The organism is Paenibacillus sp. sg306046, from assembly GCF_059821225.1.
The window spans coordinates 1-19,590 of sequence record NZ_JCAMRT010000004.1; the positions used below are offsets into that span (position 1 = coordinate 1).

A 19,590-nucleotide genomic window follows, 5' to 3' on the forward strand; every position below is an offset into this window, starting at 1 on the left:
CACGACCGTTAAGCCTTCCAGCGTCGATGGTACTTGGACCGCAGGGTCCTGGGAGAGTAGAACGTCGCCAAGCTAAGTAAAACCTACCTTAATCAAGGTAGGTTTTTTGCTGTTTCAATTGCGGACAAGCTTATGATTGCTTGGCCGCAGCCCACTGGGTGATCACAAAAAAGGGGGCAGGCACCTAGTTTTAATTTTTATATTAACTATAAAAAAGAAAGTTATTGACTTTTATATCTGTAACAAATATAATAACAGTAAGCAATCGCATCCTATTAAACGCTGAGAGAGGTGAAGGGACATGATCCCATCCAACCTGTATGCCATTATTGATGAGGGAGACTGGATTAGCGGAGTCTCTTCCTCAGATGAAAAGTTTATCGGTTATGTAGAGTCGATCGAAGACAAGGGTCGTGTTAAAGTAAAAGTGACGCAAAGTGATCATGAAGAAATCGTTCAGGCTACTATTGAAGTAGGGCGCAATAAGCTGAAAAAGCTGCCCGAACGCGCGCCGTCTACACGTGAGGAATTGCTTGGCCTGATAGATTTGGCTTTAATGGCTCATGATAAAGCCTGGTTTGAGGAGCTGGAGCATCAATTGGCAGCTGCCAAAGCCGCTCAACCTGGTGCAGCAAATGAGAACGGCACAGCCTATGATCCCGATCAAAGCCGCTTGCGTATTCATAAAAACCGTTTAAGCTGAACTTGAACTTTGTTACACGACAGGTCACCATTGCCTGAAATGGCTTCCTTCAAAAGTTGAACGTAACCGTTCAACTTTTTTGCTGTTTATTGTACAACTGCTGCTTGGCTAAATAAGCTTTTTTGTGCATACTGGAAAAGGACGATGCAAGGAGGAATAAAGATGTCAATGGTTGTCCTTGATCTGGAGTTTAACGGACGTAGACATTATGAAATATATCCGATGGAAATTATCGAAATTGGAGCGGTTAAGCTGTCAGCCGACGGCCAAGTGATGGATACGTTCCAAAGTTATATATGTCCACAATTTCCAATTCAACCGTTTGCGTTGGAGTTTTGCGGGATTGAGGCGCAGGTATTACTTGAAAGCGAGTCTTTTACTGACGTGATGGCCAAATTTATCCGCTTTTGCGGAGAGTCATGTACTCTAGTGGCTTGGGGAAAAACAGATTTTTTTCAGCTGCTGGTTGACTGCAAGTGTAACGAGGTTGCGACAGACTGGTGGGCAGAACTGCTGGACTTGTCCACTTTATATAACAGCGGCCTGCAGCAGGCATTGTCCGAGCATCAGCTTGAGTTTCTAGGCAAGCAGCATTCCGCATTGGATGACGCGCTGCAAGCGCAACGACTGCTGCTTTTGCGGCAGGACCAGCTGCATCTAGCGGCCTGCTACAAGGCGGATTCCGTGAAGCTAAGTACAAGCGGCATTAAAAAGAAGCTGACGATGGATCTGCAGCAAGCAGCCCGCAGCAATCAGCTTTTGAGCTGGGACATGTTTTATCATGATGCAGATACTCAGCGCTATATTGCGATTATGAAGCTGACGGACGAAGAGGTCCATCACGTGAGGAAGTTATTTCAGCGGCAATTTCAACAGGTATATGGAAGACGGACAAGAGCGCGGCTGCGTGCGCTTGGGATTGACATCTAGGCAAGGGCACGTGGTTGCAGACCTGCCTGAGCATAAGCGCAAGTCTGCAGTCGCAGCTCTTTCCGTCACCAGGTACCAGCTTGAGCTGATTTTAGCCCAGATAAAGCATGGAAAGCTCTTTGGTCTGACGATTTTTGGACATGATTTCCGCGCGGCGGGGCTGAGGCTCCCAGGTATGTACGGGGTCCAGCCAGGTTAAGGGAAGCGGCTCCTCAGAGTGCGGCTGCCAAGCATCCAGCCAGGCAGCCGGCAAACAGCTCTCGGCTGCGCCGGTACAGGCAATGAGGCTGTCGGCGCCTGCTGCTGCCAATGGCTGCCCGCTCATCTCGAGCCAGACGAGTCCCCAGGCGCGCGGAACGACCCGCCAAATATCGTAGCCGCCGCCGCCAAGCGCGACCCAGCGTCCGGCGCAATAGTGATGGGCCAGCTCATGGATGAACCGCGGCATGTCACGGTAAATATTCATGCTGCAGCTCATATGAGACAATGGATCGAAGGCGTGCGCATCACATCCGTGCTGCGAGACGATCAGATCCGGCTTGAACTGTTCAATGGTGCGCAGCAGCACGTCTTGGAAGCACTCGAGCCATGATTCGTCTTCCGTAAACGGCTCCATCGGAATATTTACCGTTGTGCCGAAGCCAGGGCCATCTCCGCGTTCATGAGCTGCACCTGTGCCAGGAAACAAATATTTTCCCGTTTCATGAATGGAAAAGGCACAAACATCCGGATCGGCGTAAAAGCTCCACTGGACGCCGTCGCCGTGATGCACATCCGTGTCAATATATAACACTCGCGCTCCATAGGTCGCCTTGGCGTGTGCGATCGCGACAGCCGCGTCATTGTACACACAGAAGCCTGCGCCCTTGCTCGGCAGCGCATGATGCAGCCCCCCGCCCAGATGCAGCGCATGGCAGGTTTCTCCACGCATCACGAGATCAACCGCATGTACGGAGCCGCCAACCAAGCCAAGCGTAATGGCATGCATGTTGGGAAAAAACGGCGTATCATCCGTATCAAGGCCGTATTTACCGGCTTTATCGAGCCATTCGGGTTCGGGGGATTCAAGGCTGAGCCCCTTGACGCACTCCACATATTCCCGGCTATGTACAAGCAGCAGCTGATCTTCCGTCGCAAGCGGAGGGGCCACGATTTCGCTATCCTGCAGGGCGCCGGCTTTTCTCAACAAATCCACGGCGGCCAGCAGCCTTTTTTGGTCAAAAGGGTGGCTGTCATGAAACCGGTAAGCGGTTTCTTGTTCATCGTAAATAAATACAGCATTCGTTTTCATTCGGGCGCCTCCATCAATACATAAACCGCTGCCGGAAACGAACCCGGTCGAATTGCTCTACAGAAGACAACGGCACCTGCTTGCCGATCCGCACCATCAGGCAATTGGCCGGGTGTGAGCAAATTTCCTGATCATCGGTCGCAAACCAAACCATATCGACGCATTTCATCAGCTTTTCCATCATGTCACGGTACTGCCAAACATTCAAGCCGCTTTTCTCCAGATCCCAATGCCAGTAATATTCCGTTGTAAACGTAATGACATTTTCAAGCTGATCGTCCAGAAAAGCGGTGCGGATCAGATGCTTGCCAAGTCCGACGCCGCGATAATCATCAGCCACCTCAATGGCTCCCAGCTCAATCAGATCCTCCATCTGGCCTTCGGACCAGCGCTCCAGCTCGTCCGGGTAGTGGAAAGTAACGTAACCGACAATCTGGTTGCCGTGCCTTGCCGCGATAATCCGCCCCTCCGGCAGCTCAGCGATTTCAATCAGCGCAAGAAATTGCTCCTTGGGCCGTCGAAACGCGTCCAAATCCGGGTGCATCTCATAGGTTCGCAGTTGCTCGGGCGGTACGGGTCCTTCTACAATGAGTTCACTCTGTTGATACGGGATGGTAAAGGCATGGTAACGTTTCGTATGTTCCATCTCGGGCATCCTCTCCCTACAGCACTTTCACATCATTCAGCATAACAAATAAATAGTCGGATAGAAAGCGTTGTGTTATAATATGTCATGTATTTTATGAAAGCGTTTTATAAAAATGGCAATTAGATGGATATTCGGGAGGTAAGTGGCATGGATCAAGCAAGTGTAGAAAGTATTGCACCTGTAACAACGACTTCGAACATGAAGGATTATGAAGAAGCGCGTGCCGATTTTAGCTGGGAAGCGATTGAGAAAACGTTCAGCTGGTCTGAAACAGGCAAGGTGAATATGGCCCATGAAGCGATTGACCGTCATGCCGATTCCGAACGAAAACATAAAGTCGCCTTGTATTACAGCGACGATCGCAGGGATGAACAGTACACGTACGAGGACTTGAAGCGGCAATCCAACCGCTTTGGCAACGTATTGCGCAAGCTTGGCGTAGGCAAGGGAGAACGCATTTTTATTTTTATGCCGCGTACGCCTGAGCTGTATGTCGCTTTACTTGGGTCGTTAAAGGTCGGGGCGATTGTCGGTCCGTTATTTGAGGCGTTTATGGAGACGGCTGTGCGCGACCGGCTGGAGGATAGTGAAGCGGTGGCCATTATAACGACGCCATCCCAGCTTTCGCGGGTGCCTGTTGACCAGCTGCCGCACCTCAAGCATGTCATTTTGGTCGGTCAGGATCTCAAGCTTGCCGACAAGCAGATTGATTTTCATCAGGAAATGGCGGCTGCTTCGGAGGAGCTTGAGCTCGAATGGATGGACCGCGAGGACGGACTGCTGATTCATTACACCTCAGGCTCCACCGGCAAACCGAAAGGCGTTGTGCACGCCCATAATGCGATGATTCAGCATTTTTATACGGGACGTGTTGTGCTTGATCTGCAGGAGCAGGATGTGTACTGGTGTACGGCTGACCCAGGCTGGGTGACGGGGACCTCATACGGTATTTTCGCCCCGTGGCTGAATGGCGCGACCAATGTGGTCCGCGGCGGTCGCTTCAGTCCGCAGGACTGGTACAAGACGATTGAACGGTACAAGGTGTCCGTCTGGTACAGCGCGCCGACCGCTTTCCGGATGCTGATGGGGGCCGGCGATGAAGCGGTGAAGCCGTTTGATCTTTCCTCGCTGCGTCATGTGCTGAGCGTAGGCGAGCCGCTGAATCCGGAGGTCGTCCGCTGGGGACTGAAGGTGTACAACCAGCGTATTCATGATACATGGTGGATGACGGAAACCGGCGCGCAGCTTATCTGCAACTACCCATGTATGGCGATCCGCCCCGGATCGATGGGCAAGCCGCTGCCGGGAATTGAAGCTGCTATTATTGATGATGCAGGCAATGTGCTGCCGCCGCTGCGGATGGGCAATTTGGCGATCAAGACGCCGTGGCCTTCGATGATGCGCAAAATTTGGAAAAACGAGCCTAAGTTTCAGGAATATTTACGCATTCCCGGCTGGTATATTTCCGGTGATTCCGCCTATATGGATGCGGACGGCTACTTCTGGTTCCAGGGTCGGATCGACGACGTCATTAACACCGCCGGCGAACGGGTAGGACCGTTTGAGGTGGAGAGCAAGCTGGTGGAGCATCCGGCTGTTGCCGAAGCAGGTGTAATCGGCAAGCCGGATGCGATGCGCGGCGAAATTATTAAGGCGTTTATCGCTTTGCGTGAAGGCTACACGGCAACCGATGAGCTGAAGACGGAAATTGCCAAGTTCGTCAAGGACGGCTTGTCTGCACACGCGGCGCCGCGTGAGATTGAATTTAAAGACAAGCTGCCGAAAACTCGCAGCGGTAAAATTATGCGGCGTGTATTGAAGGCGTGGGAGCTGAATTTGCCAACCGGCGATTTGTCCACGATCGAAGATTAACCGGCTCCAGCCGGTTCGTAGGCTAGAACAAATCCCCGACTTCGCGATTGCCGCGAGGCCGGGGATTTGTTTCGTTCGGACCCCCTTCAGGACAGAAACGGGGGCCAGCTAGTTATTCGGCTTCGTGAACTTCTTCATCGCAGACACCGGCGATTCTCCATACTCGTTTGTTGCCGTAATCCGGTAATAGCCCGTTGTGGAAACGGCGTAATACCGGAACTTTGTAGCCTGGGACACCGTGCCGAGCTTGGCGAATGCGCCGTCTTCCTCTTCACTGAAATAAATCGTATAGGATTTCACTTTCTCCTTGTCCGCACTGGCCTTCCAGCTCAGCTCGATGCCGCCGCCGGTCGATTGAATCGTTGGCGCGGATGGAGCGGTAGGGACCTTTTTCCATTCCTCTTTCGCTGCTGCCGGATCAGGCTGCTTGTCCGTCACCACAGTCGCGTCACCGGGCTTCGGCTGTTCGCCGTTGCCGGTTCCCTGACTGTTCGGATGAGGCCCGACGCCTGCCGGGTCCAGTTGGCCGCTGCCATCCGGACTCATAAACAACAAATCCGTGGTCGTGCCGTCTGTATAAGCGCCCTTGCTAGGCGAAGATTCACGACCGCCTACATCAACGGCTGTCACGTAATAGCCGTACAAGCCTGCACCGACCTGGTCGGTAAATTTGGTTTCTTGCCCAGCCAGCAGCACCTTGCCGTTTACCCGCTCGTAGCCGCCTTTGTTGGTGGAACGGTACAGCCTGTAACCGACGGTGTCTTCGCTTGCGCTCGCCTGGAACGTAATGATGCTCGTGTTGCCGGTATGGGTAGCCACGACCGTTGTCGGCGGGACAGGCGGCTTGCCGTCATCGGTACGCGGATCTGTTTCTGACGGAGCGTCCTCATCGAAATCTTTCGGCTTGTAGAAGTCCAGACTCCGTTTTCGGTCCGCCGGGATGCGATCCATCACAGCAGCAATTTGCTTTAACAAATCGCCCAGCGGCTTTTCGCGTTTGACGACGGTTTTTTCAGTAACAAATTCGGCCGGTGTACTGGCTTGCGCGATATAGTTCAGTCCATTAAACGAAATAATCGGCAAACGCGTCAGCACATTGTCTTCTTCCGTCGGTACAAATTTTTTGTTGAATATATCCTTGTTCAGCTTGCCTGCCGCCTTGATCGCATCGCTAGGGAGTTTGCCCGACAAGCTTGAAACGGTCATCTCTACGATGTTGGGCGGACGATTAAACTCCTTGGTCGGAAATAATTCCGGATGCTTCTCGATCGCTGCGTTTAACGACATGGCCCACACATCCTTGGCCCGGTTTGTGCCGCCGCTTTTTTTGGTCAGCTTATGAATCGGCAGCTCGTAGCCAACCCAGACGCCAAGCGTCACATCGGGCGTATAGCCCATGAACCAGGCGTCCGCGTCATCCTGGGTGGACCCTGTTTTCCCGACGATCGCTGCTTTGTTGAAATGCTTGTATTTCGTTTTCAGGTCGGTTGCCGTTCCTGAAGTGATGACGGTGCGCATCATATCGGTCATCAGAAACGCCGTTTCCGGAGAAAACCCGGTCGTTGGCTTGCTCTGGTGCTCGAAAATGATGTTGCCATTGGAATCGGTAATTTTGCGGATCATATACGCGTCGTTAAATACGCCCTGATTGCCGATTGTCGCGTACGCGTTGGTCAGCTCCTTGACGGTGACGCCGTATTTGAGTCCCCCGATGACGCCGGTCTGCGCGACATAGTCCGATTCGCCCACCGATTTGATGCCGATTTTTTTGGCAAATTCCCAAGCGGCCTTGATGCCGACCGTTTCGGTAAACAGCTTGATGGCCGGGATATTGTACGACTGATTCAGGGCCGTGCGGGCTGTAATCAGTCCATGATAGCCGTCATCCCAGTTTTCGGGAATGTGGTAACCGGCTTTGGTGCCGTCCTTTAATAAGACAGGAACATCGTCGATGACGGTTGCGGGCTGAATAGCCCCTTTCTCCAGCGCCGGCAAAAACGCAGCGATCGGCTTCATTGTGGAGCCTGGCTGACGGAACGCCTGTGTGGCATGGTTTAGCTGTTCCTTGAAAAAGTCACGGCCCTCCAGCATGCTGAGAACTGCGCCGCTTTTATTTTCAATCATCACTGCGCCAACTTGCTCAATGCCTTTCACCTTGTCGTCCGGCGTAAAGTTTTTCGGGTTTTGCGCGATGTCCCGCATCGACTCGTAGATGTCCTTGTCGAAAGTGGTGTACACGTGATAGCCGCCCCGGCTCAGCCTCGACTGAACCGCTTTGAGCGCTTCATTATAGTTTTCCGGCGACTTCTCCGCACTCAGGTCGGGCTGCTCAGCCTTGAGCAGCGCCCGGGCCGCTTCCTTCTCAACCTCAATCATCAGAAACGGATAGGTCGAGTACGCCTTCTTCACCCGTTCGGCCAGCGAGCCCTGCAGATCAAACGCGAGCGCTTCATCATATTGCTGCTGGGTAATTTTGTTCTCCTCCAGCATACGCCGCAGCACAAGCTGCTGACGCTGCACAGCCCGCTTGAAGGCTGCTCCGTCGAAAATGCCGCTGCTGCTGAAGGCGGAGAAGTTGCTCGGCATTTGCGGAATTCCCGCCAAATAAGCGGCCTGGGCGAGATTGAGCTTGGACAAATCTTCGATGTTAAAAATGCCTTTGGCTGCCGCCTTGATCCCGTATACATTATAGCCGGATGACCCGTTGCCGTACGGAATTTTATTCAGGTAGGCGAGCAAAATTTGTTCCTTGGACATCATCCGCTCCAGCCGCATCGACAGGAAAATTTCCTTCGCCTTCCGGCTATCGGCTTTGTCCAGCGACAGAAAGACACGCCGGGCGAGCTGCTGGGTAATCGTGCTGCCCCCGGTTTGCACATCCTGGTTGAGCAGCTTCTGCACGACCGCTCTTGCTGTTCCTTTGATGTCAATGCCCATATGGTTGTAAAAGTTATTGTCCTCGATCGCGAAGACGGCATCCAGAACGACCTGCGGGATATCGTTCAGACCAGCCAGTCTGCGATCCTCCTCGGTGCGGAGCTGCCCGATCACCGTGTCGTCGCGAAAGTACACAAAGCCGGTCAACGCATCGTCGTTCATCTGCTGCAGCATCGTATCCTGGTCGCGAACCGGATCGTCCTTTACCAGCGCCGATACGTAGCCGAAGGCCGCGCCCCCCGCCAGAAATCCGCCGATGATGCCGATAATGAATAACCATTTTACGGTCTGCAGCGTATAGATGACGATCGCGCGAAGCACTTTTTTGGATGATTTCGGTTTCTTCTCTTCCGTCATGTATACAAGTACCTCCCGGTAATGAAAAACATTCCATCCCATTATAACACAATCCGTCAAAACGAGCATCGAACCAGGCACACGCTTTCATGACCGATTCATGACGTTTGACCTAGCTCTCTGCAAGATTGTTTGACAATCGACAAGCTTGTGTGCTTAAATAAATGCAACCAACAGTAGTCAAATGCTTGGATGGACAGTCAGTAGGGCAAAGATATGCGTTTTCAGAGAGCCGGTGGCAGGTGAAAACCGGTACGCAGCTTTGCGTGAATTACAGTCCGGAGCAGCGGAAGGGAACTCGGCCTGCAAGCGCCGACAGTAGCTTTCGACGGAGTGATGTCCGTTATCATCGCGAAAGTGAAAGTGCGTGGCGTTGACCGAAGCAGGAACCAGATGGGACAACGTACGGCTTTAATTAGGGTGGTACCGCGAGCAGTAGCCTTCTCGTCCCTTGTGGATGAGCGGGCTTTTTTGTATTTGCGCAAGCAGATTAAGGGAGGACGAAGCAAGATGGCCAAATGGGAAGAGTTAACGCAGGAGCAGCAGCAGGAAGTAAATCGTCAACTGGAGATCATCCGTCGCGGTGTCGTTGAAATCGTGCCGGAGGATGACTTGAAGCGCAAGCTGATCCATTCGGTCGTAACAGGCAAGCCGCTGCATGTCAAGCTGGGTCTTGACCCGTCCGCTCCGGATATTCATGTGGGGCATACGGTTGTGCTGCACAAGCTTCGTCAGTTTCAGGAGCTGGGCCATCAGGTACAGCTGCTCATCGGCGATTTCACCGGGCGCATTGGCGACCCGACAGGCAAGTCGGAGACACGCAAGCAGCTGACGGAGGCAGATGTCAAGCGCAACGCCGAGACTTACCAGAAGCAAATCTATAAAATTTTGGACAAAAGTAAAACCAATCTGTACTACAATTCCGAATGGCTTAGCAAGATGAATTTTGCCGATGTGGTCGAGCTGTCGGCGAAGCTGACGGTCGCCCGGGTGCTGGAGCGCGACGATTTCTCCAAGCGGTACAGCTCAGGCCAGCCCATCCATATTCATGAGTTTTTCTACCCGCTGATGCAAGGGTATGATTCGGTTGCGTTAAAGAGCGATATTGAGCTGGGTGGAACCGACCAGAAGTTTAACCTGCTGATGGGCCGCACACTGCAAAAGGAGTATGGGGTGGATACGCAGGTTGCCATTACGAACCCGCTGCTGGAAGGTCTCGACGGCGTCAACAAAATGAGCAAAAGCTTGGGCAACTACATCGGCATTGATGAAGCGCCCAATGAAATTTACGGCAAGGCTATGTCAGTGCCGGACGAGCTGATGGGCAAATATTACGAATTGGCCACGGACTTGTCCATCGAGGAGCTGAACGAGCTTCGCCAAGGACTGGAGCAAGGCAGCGTGCATCCGCGTGACGCGAAGATGCGGCTGGCGCATACATTTGTCCGGATGTACCACGGCCAGCAGGCGGCAGACGAGGCGCAGCAGCATTTTGTGACGGTTTTCCAGCAGCGTGCGCTGCCAGACGAAATTGAGGACGTCACGCTGCCGGCGGAAGCGCTGGAGAACGGGATGATTCGCGCAGCCAAGCTGCTCGTCGCGCTGGGGCTGCAAGCTTCCGGCAGCGAGGCTCGTCGCAGCCTGCAGCAGGGCGCGGTGAAAATTAATGAATCCAAGGTCGATGATCCGAATGTCGAGCTGACGCCGGCCGACGGAGATATCGTCCAGGTCGGCAAGCGCAAGTTTGCCCGCATCAAGCTGGGCTAGGCGTGCCGGTAATTTCTGCTCTGAAGCCAGTCAGCTAAGTCAGCCGGATTGGCAAGCATAGCATCTGTTTCTCTGCATAGGCTGATTACAGCCCGTGGGGGAGCGGATGCTTTTTTGCGTCGGGGCTTACCGGGGCCGCGAGGCGGGCAGCTGCGCAAAAAAGCCGTTCCCGAAGGAACGGCTTGGAAATTCAAACAATTATTAGCGGCTATAGAACTCGACGATTTGTTTTTCGTCAATTTCTTGAGCCAGCTCGGAGCGCTCAGGCAAACGGATGTATTTACCTTCAACAGCGGCATCGTTGAACTCCAGGTAAGCAGGCAAGTAGTTGCGGTTAGCCAGCGCTTCTTTAACCGCAGACAAACCGCGGCTTCTTTCACGCAGACCGATTACATCGCCAGTCGAAACAATGTACGAAGGGATGTCAACTTTTTTGCCGTTAACCGTAATGTGACCATGAGCAACCAATTGACGCGCGCCAGCGCGGGAGTTGGACAGGCCAAGACGGTATACGAGGTTGTCCAGACGGCTTTCAAGCAGGAACATGAAGTTTTCGCCCGCGATCCCTTGCAGCTTGGAAGCTTTGTCGAACAGGTTGCGGAATTGCTTTTCGTTCAAGCCGTACATGTGGCGCAGCTTTTGTTTTTCTTGCAATTGTACGCCGTAGCCGGACATTTTTTTACGTTGTCCAGGACCGTGTTGACCCGGAGGGAAGGCGCGTTTCAATTCTTTGCCAGTTCCGCTCAGGGAAATGCCGAGGCGGCGGCTCAATTTAAATTTAGGACCAGTATAACGGGACATGTATGGTGGCTCCTTCAAATAGTGTAGTAGTGTTGGAAAGCTGAACGGGTGAAGATGGGCCCGATTTCGTTCAGGCAGCTTGTGGCAGCCGCCAACGACAGGAAGTACCCAGCCGCGGTCCTGTCGGCAACAAAATCTATAGAGGGTGACACGATCCTCCACCATAAGCAGTCGGAATGTAAGAACAATCCGTCACACTTATCTCGACTTCTAATTCTATAAGAAGCAGGCAGGTCATGTCAAGGGAGGAACGGCAATTAAGCCGCAATTTTTGTTTGTCCAGGCGGATTCGTGCATGGCGTCGTTTTTTGATACAATAATAAAGCATGTGGAGGGAGGCCAAATGGTGGGCCATTGGAATTCGGAGCATGTGTCGGAGGTACTCCGTTCATTCGGTTGGTGGGGGCTGGCGGCGGGGGCGACGCTGGTGCTGCTGCATGCGCTGATGCCGTTTGTTCCGTTTGTCGTTGTCGCCGGAATCAATGTGTTGTTATTCGGCTTCTGGGGCGGCTTGGCCGTCAATTATGTGTGCGCGTGCCTGGGTGCGGTTATCGCTTATATCGCGGCCCGCAATCTCGGGCGCTCCTGGATCGAACGCAAGCTGGCAGGCTACAGCTTTTTGGGCCGGGTTAACGCTCTGCTGGAGCGCTACGGGCTGTGGTGTGTCGCAGCCAGCCGGGTGATCCCGGTGCTGCCGTCGTCGGTGATCAATATCGGGGCTGCCTGCATGCGTGTGCGAACAAGGCATTTTATAATCGGGACGGTGATCGGCAACGCGCCGATGATTTGGCTGGAGTCGATGGTCGGGCATGATCTGCTCTATTTTAGCCACCATAAGGGGCGTCTGCTCGTGCTGGGAGCCGTTCTTTGCCTGATGTTTGCGTTGGGTGCGTACTTGCGCAACAGATGGACCCGTACGGCAACGACCGATTCCCTGCGCAAGCCTAATCCCTTCAAACGATAACGAAGCAAGGAGAGACAATGGTTATGAGAGATCCGCGTTTACATACGCTGGCTCGCAATATCGTCCAGTATTCGCTGGATGTGCAGCCAGGCGAGAAGGTCTTGATTGAAATGGCCGGCATTCGTGATACGGAGCTGGCGACAGCAATCGTCGAAGAGGTGCATGCGCGCGGCGGGCATCCGTTTGTCGAGCTGATTGATCTGCAAATTCAGGCGGCCTTGCTGACAGGCATGACGGAGGAGCAGCTTGCCGACTGGGGCCAGCGCGATCTGGAGCGGATGAAAGCGATGGATGCTTACGTCGCGGTTCGCGCTTCGGACAATGTCAGTGAGCTGTCGGATGTGCCAGCCGCGCAGATGAAGCTGTACAAGCAGCTGTACGCGAAGCCGGTGCATCTGGAGGAACGTGTGAAGCGTACGAAATGGGTCGTGCTCCGTTATCCGAACGCGTCCATGGCTCAGCTGGCCGGGATGAGCACGAAGCGCTTCGAGGATTTTTACTTTGATGTATGCAATGTGGATTACGCGGCGATGTCGGACGCCATGGACCCGCTGCAGCAGCTGATGAACCGGACGGACAAGGTGCGAATTGTCGGCCCTGGCGCTACCGATCTTTCCTTTTCGATTAAAGACATCGGTTCGGTCAAATGCTGCGGACGCCGCAATATTCCCGACGGCGAGCTGTACACCGCCCCGGTGCGCGATTCGGTGAACGGCATCATTGCTTACAACACGCCGTCCATCAATTCGGATGTGACCTTCGAGCAGATTACGTTCCGTTTCGAAAAGGGGAAAATTGTAGAGGCTACCGCCAGCGACAGCCAGCGGCTCAACGATATTCTTGATTCTGACGAGGGCGCGCGTTATATCGGCGAGTTCAGTCTGGGCTTCAATCCGTACATTTCCACGCCGATGAAGGATACGCTGTTTGACGAGAAAATTGACGGGAGTCTGCACTTTACACCGGGGCAAGCCTACGAGCAGGCGGACAACGGCAATCGCTCCTCGGTTCACTGGGATCTGGTGCTGATTCAGCGGCCCGAGTATGGCGGCGGGGAAATTTATTTCGACGACCGCTTGATCCGTAAGGACGGACGATTTGTCATTCCTGAGCTGGAGGGGCTGAACCCGGAAAACCTGAAATAACATTTTCCAAAAATCTAGTTGCGTGATCGCATCTGCCATTGTATGATCATAAAGAAAGCGATTTATTTTTATTTGCTTGACTAACGCCTGGAGGGATTTAGAGATGCCGAACGCAAACAACGCTGCTATTGTGGAGATCTCGCAAACCGCAAACAAATTCAGATCTTCCATCGTACTTCAGTATGACAATAAGTTCATCGACGTGAAAAGTATTCTCGGCTTGTTCACAACGCTGCTTACTTCGAGCCAATATGATCTGCATGTGCACGGTCCGGACGCCGAAGAAGCGAAGAAGTCGATGGCGGAAGTATTTGCCAAGCACAATTTGAGCATCAACAGCATCCAGGATTAATCGCCTTTTTGGCGGGATCGGCATTTTCGCAATTGCGGAAATGCCTTTTTTGTTGGCGGCTGGACTTGTTTGGACTTGTGTAATGACGCAATATAGACTAATATAAAGTTAATAAGTATTTTTAGATTCGTAGGGTTTCGGGACAATTCGGAATGTCATCCGCGCAGTCCGGGGATCATGCTTACAGGAATTACAGGGGGGAGCGCCATGTCATCGGATGTGCTGCTCAGCTTATCGCAGAAGGCTCTGCATCTGCTCCAGGAGGATGCGGACAAAATCGAGAGGCTGATTGAAGTACAGATGGAGAACTTGACCACACGCAAATGTCCTCTGTATGAAGAGGTCTTAGATACGCAAATTTACGGATTGTCCCGTGAGATTGATTTTGCCACCCGGGCGGAGCTAATTACAGAATCGACCGGCAAGCAGATTCTGGTGAAGCTGGAGCGCAATCTGGCTACGCTATATGAAGCGATGGAATTGCAAAACAAAGGGTAACCTTCGAGCGAAGGTTACCCTTTGTTTTGCAATTCGGCTGTTGAGCCGCTTAACCTTATACCAGATAAAACGCGATGCCGAGCACCAGGTAGACGACAAGCAGCAGGACGCCTTCATACCAGGTGGTGGCCCCGTCCTGCGAAATCGATTTGGCAATAAACGCGGCTACCCCAATGGCAATCAGCTCATAGGTCGTAAACACGAGATCCATCGTTTTGCCGAACAGCATCGACAGCAGCACCAGGAGCGGAGCCACAAACAGCGCGACCTGCAGCGAGCTGCCGATGGCGATTTCAATCGCGGCGCCGATTTTGTTTTTGCGGGCCATGATAATGGCGGCGCTGTGCTCGGCCGCATTGCCCACGATGGCGATCAGGAACGCCCCGACAAACAGCTCTGACAGCCCAAACTGGTGGCTGAACTCATCAAGCGTGCCTACGAGCCATTCACTGCCGAAGCCGACCATCACGGTAGCAAGGATGAGGTACAGCACGGACTTGCCCTTGGACCAGGCGGCCTCCCCATGCTCCACAACCGGATCGGTCAGATCGTCCTTATGCGTGACCATGGAGAAAAACAGCCACAGCAAATAAGCAATGATCAAAATAATGGATACCACGATGCTCAGATTGATCGTTTCATGCGAGGTCAGACTGCGTGTGAAGGCAGCGGGTACAAACAGAGCGATAACCGCAAGCAGCATCAGCGAGCCGTTATGTCCGGCCAGCTTGACGTTGAAGGTTTGCTCCCGGTATTTCAGCCCGCCCAGCAGCACGCTTAGACCAAGCACCAGCAGCATGTTGCCGATGATGGCGCCGGTAATGCTGGCTTTGACGACGTCAAACAGCCCATCCTTGATCAGAAAAATCGAGATGATCAGCTCCGCCGCATTTCCGAAGGTCGCATTTAAAAAGCCCCCGATCCGCTCCCCCGCATAATGAGCCACGCTTTCCGTCGCTTTTCCCAAAAAACCGGCGACAAAAATAATCGCAACCGCCGATATTAAAAACTGGATCGTCGAGCTGAATAAAGCAGCTCCCGCATAGTGGGCGATGCCGCTCAGCGCAAAGCTGCCGACAAGCCCGATCGTAAACCCGTGGCGTTTCAAACCAATCACCCCATGTGGAAAAGTATCCCTCTTATAAACAGAATCTATTCTAATCCCGGAGTGAAATTATAGCAATGCTCAATTTCGGCGTTTACCGATCGCCCAAATCCTGCAGAAACAAGGTCGCATTCAGGTACTGGCGGGCCAGTGAATGAAAGTACGCGGTCTGAATGGAAACCATTGCGATAAAGATCACATTCCGCACGGCTTCGGCTTGCTCCGCGCTTAATCCGCCCAGCTGGCGCACATATTGATCGGCGCGCAGGCGCAGCATATTTTCCATCAGCACGTCATGATTGCGCGTGCCGCCCTCATGCCCCTGAACATCAAGGAGCTGATCATTATTTTGATCCAGCTCCTCGAACAGATGCGTGTAGCCGACGTACAGGTCAAGCGGGCGGATCAATCCGGTCGGCTCAGCCTCAGGCTTGAGGAACATGATGTGAAACAGACTGCGAATCGACTCGAAATCAAGATTATTTTTCAGGTCTTCAATGATAAACAGCAGGGCGGCCTGCTGCAGCGAATATTTTTTACCGGCCTGCGGAGCGCCGAGAAATTCCTTGAAATCTCGTTTGACCCAATTTTGCAGCGAGGTGATGGAGAAGTTGGTGTATTCAATCTGATTGCCGAGCGCCACGACCTCTTGCAGGGACAGCCCTTCGATATGATCCGTTTTCAGCAGCTTCTCGAATACCGAGGGCAGCCGGGTGGACAGAAAAGCGGATAAGCTGGCCCCTTGGCGCAGCTCCTGCTGATGGACCTTGGACCATGCTTCCTGAAGAATCGCAATCGGCTTTTTGGCGGAGCTGCCTTGCAGCGAGACGAGCAGCGCTGACATCTCCTTGCGGGTAAGTGTAAATGTTTCCATAAATAACGTCCCTCTGTTTCTGTAAGCTTTAGTTCATCTGAACTCATCTTATGATTTAGAAAAACGGTTGTCAAAGGGAAAAAATAAACGTCCGCCGGATCGAGGGTTCTCCAGATGACCTAAAATGAACGAATATCGCCGTAGATGAGCTGAAAAACGGCTTGTGATTCCGATGATAAGATCATACAATAAGCTCATATGAACTTGTTAAAAGAATAGTTCAAAAAAGAAAAGGAAGGTAAACATGATCGTAAACTTATTGTTAGTCGCAATACTGATTGTTCTGACGGCATTTTTCGTAGCTACGGAGTTCGCTATTATTCGGCTTCGTCCGAGCCGCGTGGATCAGCTTGTGATGGAGGGCCGCAAAAATGCGCTCGCTGTCCAACTCGTCACCCGCAACCTGGACGGATATTTGTCGGCCTGCCAGCTCGGTATTACGATCACGGCGCTCGGACTGGGTGCGCTTGGAGAGCCTACGGTAGAGAAGATTCTTCATCCGTTATTTGACTCTCTGGGCTTCGGCGGCGAACTAAGCAGCATCATTTCCTTTGTCATCGCATTTGTGTCGATCACCTATCTGCACGTCGTGCTCGGTGAGCTGGCGCCAAAGTCCTTGGCGATTCAGAAGGCCGAGATGGTCAGTTTGCTCGTAGCGCGTCCGATCATGTTCTTTTATAAACTCATGTACCCGTTTATTTGGCTGTTGAACGGTTCGGCCAACTCGCTGCTTCGTGCGTTTGGCATGAGATCCGCCAAGGAGCATGAGGATGCGCATACGGAAGAAGAAATTCAAATCATTTTGTCGGAAAGCTATCAAAGCGGTAAAATCAATAAATCCGAATACGGTTATGTAAGCCGGATTTTCGCCTTCGACGAGCTGTTGGCGCGTGAAATTATGGTGCCGCGTACCGATATGGCTTGCTTGTACACGAACCTGACGCTGGAGGAAAATGTGGCGATTATCCGCCGCGAGCAATATACCCGATTTCCTGTCGTGTCGGATAGCAAGGATAAAATTGTCGGGATGATTAATACGAAGCAGTTTTTCTTGAAATATGAAGGACGGGGCACAACATTTGATCTCCAGTCGCTTGTACAGCCGGTGTTGACGGTGCCGGATTCGATTCCGGTCAAAGCGCTGTTGAAGAAAATGCAGCAGCAGCAGGTCCACATCGCCATTCTGATCGACGAATACGGAGGCACGGCAGGTCTGATTACGATCGAGGATATTTTGGAGGAAATCGTCGGAGAAATCCGGGATGAATTCGACACCGACGAAGTCAAGGCGATCGAGAAGCTTGGCGAGGACCGTTATGTCTTTGAAGGCAAGGTGCTGCTCGACGAAGTAAACGACTTGTTCGGCTCCCATCTGAACAACGAGGATGTCGATACGATCGGGGGCTGGCTGTACATGCAGAGCCCGGAGCTGGAGGTCGGCATGGTGTTCACGTATGAATATTTAACCTTCGAGGTGCTGGAGCGGGATAGTCACCGGATTCGGCGGGTACGCGTCACCCGGACCAAGCCGGTAGAAGCGGATGAAGCGATTGCCGAGCCGCATTAATGGATGAAGACAGCAGTCGGGAGGCTCCGGAATCGGGAGCTTCCCTCGGCTGAATGGCGATACTGTCGAACGCTGTCAATCGGGCATTCGTTGGATTTGCTTTCCATCGAGGAACTCATTACAATAGACATATAATCCTTGAGGGAGTGATCCTTATGAGCGAAGAAATTCAAACAGGACTTATCCGCATTTCAGACGATGTCGTTTCGACAATAGCAGGCCTCGCCGCCTTGGAAACGCCGGGGATTGCTGCGATGTCGGGAGGGATTTCGGAAGGCTTGGCGAAGCGTCTGAGTGGGAAAAATGTACAGCGTGGCGTATCCGTCGAGGTTGGTCAGGTTGAGGCTGCGATTGATCTGCGCGTCATTGTAAATTACGGCAGTAAAATCCAGGAAGTGTGTCGCGATCTTCAGGAAAATGTGCGGGAAGCTGTGGAAAATATGACCGGCTTGACGGTTGTAGAAGTCAACATCAAGGTGGAAGGCGTTGCTTTCCGTGAGGAAGAGGCTGCGCCCGTGGTCGAGGACCCGCAGCATCGCGTGAAATAAAGGATGATGAAGCAGAAGGCTGCGCTTGGGCCCTCTGCTTTTTTTGTGCAAAAAAAGAGAGCCTAGAAGGCTCTCTTCCTGCCGTGCACGCGTTGCGGCGGTTCCTTGACGGGGACGTTCTGCTCCCTGGAGATGCTGAGCAGAATGCCGAGACTCATCAGCGTCATCATCATCGAGGTGCCTCCATAGCTGATCAACGGCAGTGTCACCCCGGTCATCGGGATCGTATTGGTTACCCCGCCGATGTTGATAAAGGCCTGGATGCCGATCATTCCTACGATGCCGACGCCCATCAGCATACCGAACAGGTCCCGGCAGCGCAGCGCTACGATCAGACCGCGCAGCAGGAACAGCAGATACACGATCAGGAACAAGGTCGTTCCGATGAATCCCAGCTCCTCGCCGATGACGGCGAAGATGAAGTCGTTGTAAGCGAGCGGAAGGTAATGCAGCTTCTGAATGCTTTGCCCGAAGCCGGCTCCGGTCAAGCCGCCGTGTCCGAAGGCATAAAGCGATTGCACGATCTGGTAGCCGTCGCCCTGCTTGTCTTCAAACGGATTCAGGTACGTTGTGAAGCGCCCGATGCGGTAGCTTTCGCCCTTCGTTTTCAGTAAATAAACGACGGCGGCCACACAGAGAGCCATCAAGCCTCCGAAGCTCAAGGTGGCGATATGCCGGAAGCTGGCGCCGCCGACGATAATCACAAGCGCGGCGCTCATCACCAGAATCATCGTGGAGCCAAGATCGGGCTGCTGCATAATCAGCAGACATACAAAGCCGACCACGAGCAGCGGCGGGGCAAGCCCGCGTTTGAATTCCTGGATTTTATCGCCTTTTTTGCTGATCAGCGCGGCCAGATACATCACAATCGCCAGCTTGGCGAACTCGGTGGGCTGAATACCGAAGGAGCCGGAGCCGATGTACAGCCAGCTTTTGGCGTTGTTGATTTCGGTGCCGATGATCAGAACAAGAAGCAGCAGCACGACGGAAAAGGTCAGAAACGGGGCGACCCATTTCTGAAATTTGCGAAAATCGACATTCATGCAAAACAGCATGATGACCGTTCCAAGCAAAACCTTGCTGCCCTGGCTGATGACGAGCGACCAAGGCTCCTTCTCGGCCACGCTTGCGCTGAATACAAACGCCAGACCGAAGCAAACGAGTAAAAACGTCAGGAAAAGCAGCAGAAAATCAGGCGTTCCTCGTCGCGGGGCGTTCATCGTCAGCGTC

The 19,590-nt window shown here is 52.9% G+C and carries 17 protein-coding genes and 1 other annotated feature; of the genes, 10 read left to right on the forward strand and 7 right to left on the reverse strand.

Annotated features, from left to right (window positions below; genetic code table 11):
* Positions 1 to 301 precede the first annotated feature (301 nt).
* Both AC6ROY_RS04855 and AC6ROY_RS04860 read left to right on the forward strand, forming a co-directional pair.
* Positions 302 to 703 carry an IDEAL domain-containing protein gene (locus tag AC6ROY_RS04855; protein WP_500098917.1) on the forward strand — a complete coding sequence of 134 codons (402 nt, stop codon included), beginning with the start codon at positions 302 to 304 and terminating at the stop codon, positions 701 to 703.
* A gap of 162 nt (positions 704 to 865) precedes the next feature.
* On the forward strand, positions 866 to 1,633 hold the full coding sequence (locus AC6ROY_RS04860) for an exonuclease domain-containing protein (protein ID WP_500098919.1): 768 nt from the start codon (positions 866 to 868) through the stop codon (positions 1,631 to 1,633).
* Positions 1,634 to 1,724: 91 nt separating this feature from the next.
* On the opposite strand, the gene AC6ROY_RS04865 is transcribed toward AC6ROY_RS04860, so the two are convergent.
* Positions 1,725 to 2,924 carry an acetoin utilization protein AcuC gene (locus AC6ROY_RS04865; protein WP_500098920.1) on the reverse strand — a complete coding sequence of 400 codons (1,200 nt, stop codon included), beginning with the start codon at positions 2,922 to 2,924 and terminating at the stop codon, positions 1,725 to 1,727.
* 13 nt (positions 2,925 to 2,937) lie between these two features.
* The gene (locus AC6ROY_RS04870) at positions 2,938 to 3,570 is read right to left on the reverse strand and encodes a GNAT family N-acetyltransferase (RefSeq protein ID WP_500098921.1); all 633 of its coding nucleotides are present in this window, start codon (positions 3,568 to 3,570) and stop codon (positions 2,938 to 2,940) included.
* Positions 3,571 to 3,720: 150 nt separating this feature from the next.
* Here AC6ROY_RS04870 and acsA point away from each other — a divergent pair, with 150 nt between their 5' ends.
* Positions 3,721 to 5,445, forward strand: coding sequence for an acetate--CoA ligase (gene acsA / locus AC6ROY_RS04875; protein ID WP_500098923.1), 1,725 nt, complete (start codon positions 3,721 to 3,723; stop codon positions 5,443 to 5,445).
* A 108-nt stretch (positions 5,446 to 5,553) separates the two neighbouring features.
* On the opposite strand, the gene AC6ROY_RS04880 is transcribed toward acsA, so the two are convergent.
* The gene (locus AC6ROY_RS04880) at positions 5,554 to 8,739 is read right to left on the reverse strand and encodes a transglycosylase domain-containing protein (protein ID WP_500098925.1); all 3,186 of its coding nucleotides are present in this window, start codon (positions 8,737 to 8,739) and stop codon (positions 5,554 to 5,556) included.
* A 180-nt stretch (positions 8,740 to 8,919) separates the two neighbouring features.
* Positions 8,920 to 9,194: a binding site (T-box leader), on the forward strand.
* Positions 9,195 to 9,249: 55 nt separating this feature from the next.
* Here AC6ROY_RS04880 and tyrS point away from each other — a divergent pair.
* The gene (gene tyrS / locus AC6ROY_RS04885) at positions 9,250 to 10,506 is read left to right on the forward strand and encodes a tyrosine--tRNA ligase (protein ID WP_500098927.1); all 1,257 of its coding nucleotides are present in this window, start codon (positions 9,250 to 9,252) and stop codon (positions 10,504 to 10,506) included.
* A 201-nt stretch (positions 10,507 to 10,707) separates the two neighbouring features.
* On the opposite strand, the gene rpsD is transcribed toward tyrS, so the two are convergent.
* Positions 10,708 to 11,307 carry a 30S ribosomal protein S4 gene (gene rpsD / locus AC6ROY_RS04890; RefSeq protein WP_500099265.1) on the reverse strand — a complete coding sequence of 200 codons (600 nt, stop codon included), beginning with the start codon at positions 11,305 to 11,307 and terminating at the stop codon, positions 10,708 to 10,710.
* Between the two features lie 343 nt (positions 11,308 to 11,650).
* Here rpsD and AC6ROY_RS04895 point away from each other — a divergent pair, with 343 nt between their 5' ends.
* The 4 genes from AC6ROY_RS04895 to AC6ROY_RS04910 all read left to right on the forward strand — a co-directional run bounded on the left by AC6ROY_RS04895 (position 11,651) and on the right by AC6ROY_RS04910 (position 14,266).
* Entirely contained in the window at positions 11,651 to 12,271 is a 621-nt protein-coding gene (locus tag AC6ROY_RS04895; protein ID WP_500098928.1) for a TVP38/TMEM64 family protein, read from the forward strand.
* A 23-nt stretch (positions 12,272 to 12,294) separates the two neighbouring features.
* Positions 12,295 to 13,416 (forward strand): aminopeptidase, encoded by a 1,122-nt coding sequence (locus AC6ROY_RS04900; RefSeq protein WP_500098930.1) that lies wholly within the window; start codon positions 12,295 to 12,297, stop codon positions 13,414 to 13,416.
* 103 nt (positions 13,417 to 13,519) lie between these two features.
* Positions 13,520 to 13,768, forward strand: coding sequence for an HPr family phosphocarrier protein (locus tag AC6ROY_RS04905; protein ID WP_500098931.1), 249 nt, complete (start codon positions 13,520 to 13,522; stop codon positions 13,766 to 13,768).
* Between the two features lie 207 nt (positions 13,769 to 13,975).
* On the forward strand, positions 13,976 to 14,266 hold the full coding sequence (locus AC6ROY_RS04910) for an Fpa/YlaN family protein (RefSeq protein ID WP_500098932.1): 291 nt from the start codon (positions 13,976 to 13,978) through the stop codon (positions 14,264 to 14,266).
* A 55-nt stretch (positions 14,267 to 14,321) separates the two neighbouring features.
* On the opposite strand, the gene cax is transcribed toward AC6ROY_RS04910, so the two are convergent.
* Together cax and AC6ROY_RS04920 are read right to left on the reverse strand one after the other, a co-directional pair.
* The gene (cax, locus tag AC6ROY_RS04915) at positions 14,322 to 15,374 is read right to left on the reverse strand and encodes a calcium/proton exchanger (RefSeq protein ID WP_500098934.1); all 1,053 of its coding nucleotides are present in this window, start codon (positions 15,372 to 15,374) and stop codon (positions 14,322 to 14,324) included.
* A gap of 91 nt (positions 15,375 to 15,465) precedes the next feature.
* Complete coding sequence (locus tag AC6ROY_RS04920) at positions 15,466 to 16,245, reverse strand: DUF1836 domain-containing protein (RefSeq protein WP_500098935.1); 780 nt, start codon at positions 16,243 to 16,245, stop codon at positions 15,466 to 15,468.
* A gap of 244 nt (positions 16,246 to 16,489) precedes the next feature.
* Between AC6ROY_RS04920 and AC6ROY_RS04925 the strand changes: the two genes are divergently transcribed.
* On the forward strand, positions 16,490 to 17,812 hold the full coding sequence (locus tag AC6ROY_RS04925) for a hemolysin family protein (RefSeq protein ID WP_500098936.1): 1,323 nt from the start codon (positions 16,490 to 16,492) through the stop codon (positions 17,810 to 17,812).
* A gap of 155 nt (positions 17,813 to 17,967) precedes the next feature.
* Entirely contained in the window at positions 17,968 to 18,360 is a 393-nt protein-coding gene (locus tag AC6ROY_RS04930; protein WP_500098937.1) for an Asp23/Gls24 family envelope stress response protein, read from the forward strand.
* Between the two features lie 62 nt (positions 18,361 to 18,422).
* Here AC6ROY_RS04930 and ftsW read toward each other — a convergent pair whose 3' ends face one another.
* Entirely contained in the window at positions 18,423 to 19,580 is a 1,158-nt protein-coding gene (gene ftsW / locus AC6ROY_RS04935) for a putative lipid II flippase FtsW (RefSeq protein ID WP_500098938.1), read from the reverse strand.
* Between the last annotated feature and the right edge of the window lie 10 nt (positions 19,581 to 19,590).

Coding starts and splice junctions, on each gene's coding strand:
- AC6ROY_RS04880 (WP_500098925.1), bottom strand. CDS start 8,739: ATGACGGAAGAGAAGAAACCGAAATCATCCAAAAAAGTGCTTCGCGCG.
- AC6ROY_RS04905 (WP_500098931.1), top strand. CDS start 13,520: ATGCCGAACGCAAACAACGCTGCTATTGTGGAGATCTCGCAAACCGCA.
- AC6ROY_RS04865 (WP_500098920.1), bottom strand. CDS start 2,924: ATGAAAACGAATGCTGTATTTATTTACGATGAACAAGAAACCGCTTAC.
- AC6ROY_RS04930 (WP_500098937.1), top strand. CDS start 17,968: ATGAGCGAAGAAATTCAAACAGGACTTATCCGCATTTCAGACGATGTC.
- AC6ROY_RS04910 (WP_500098932.1), top strand. CDS start 13,976: ATGTCATCGGATGTGCTGCTCAGCTTATCGCAGAAGGCTCTGCATCTG.
- AC6ROY_RS04860 (WP_500098919.1), top strand. CDS start 866: ATGTCAATGGTTGTCCTTGATCTGGAGTTTAACGGACGTAGACATTAT.
- ftsW (WP_500098938.1), bottom strand. CDS start 19,580: ATGAACGCCCCGCGACGAGGAACGCCTGATTTTCTGCTGCTTTTCCTG.
- AC6ROY_RS04920 (WP_500098935.1), bottom strand. CDS start 16,245: ATGGAAACATTTACACTTACCCGCAAGGAGATGTCAGCGCTGCTCGTC.
- AC6ROY_RS04870 (WP_500098921.1), bottom strand. CDS start 3,570: ATGGAACATACGAAACGTTACCATGCCTTTACCATCCCGTATCAACAG.
- AC6ROY_RS04895 (WP_500098928.1), top strand. CDS start 11,651: ATGGTGGGCCATTGGAATTCGGAGCATGTGTCGGAGGTACTCCGTTCA.
- AC6ROY_RS04900 (WP_500098930.1), top strand. CDS start 12,295: ATGAGAGATCCGCGTTTACATACGCTGGCTCGCAATATCGTCCAGTAT.
- tyrS (WP_500098927.1), top strand. CDS start 9,250: ATGGCCAAATGGGAAGAGTTAACGCAGGAGCAGCAGCAGGAAGTAAAT.
- AC6ROY_RS04925 (WP_500098936.1), top strand. CDS start 16,490: ATGATCGTAAACTTATTGTTAGTCGCAATACTGATTGTTCTGACGGCA.
- rpsD (WP_500099265.1), bottom strand. CDS start 11,307: ATGTCCCGTTATACTGGTCCTAAATTTAAATTGAGCCGCCGCCTCGGC.
- acsA (WP_500098923.1), top strand. CDS start 3,721: ATGGATCAAGCAAGTGTAGAAAGTATTGCACCTGTAACAACGACTTCG.
- AC6ROY_RS04855 (WP_500098917.1), top strand. CDS start 302: ATGATCCCATCCAACCTGTATGCCATTATTGATGAGGGAGACTGGATT.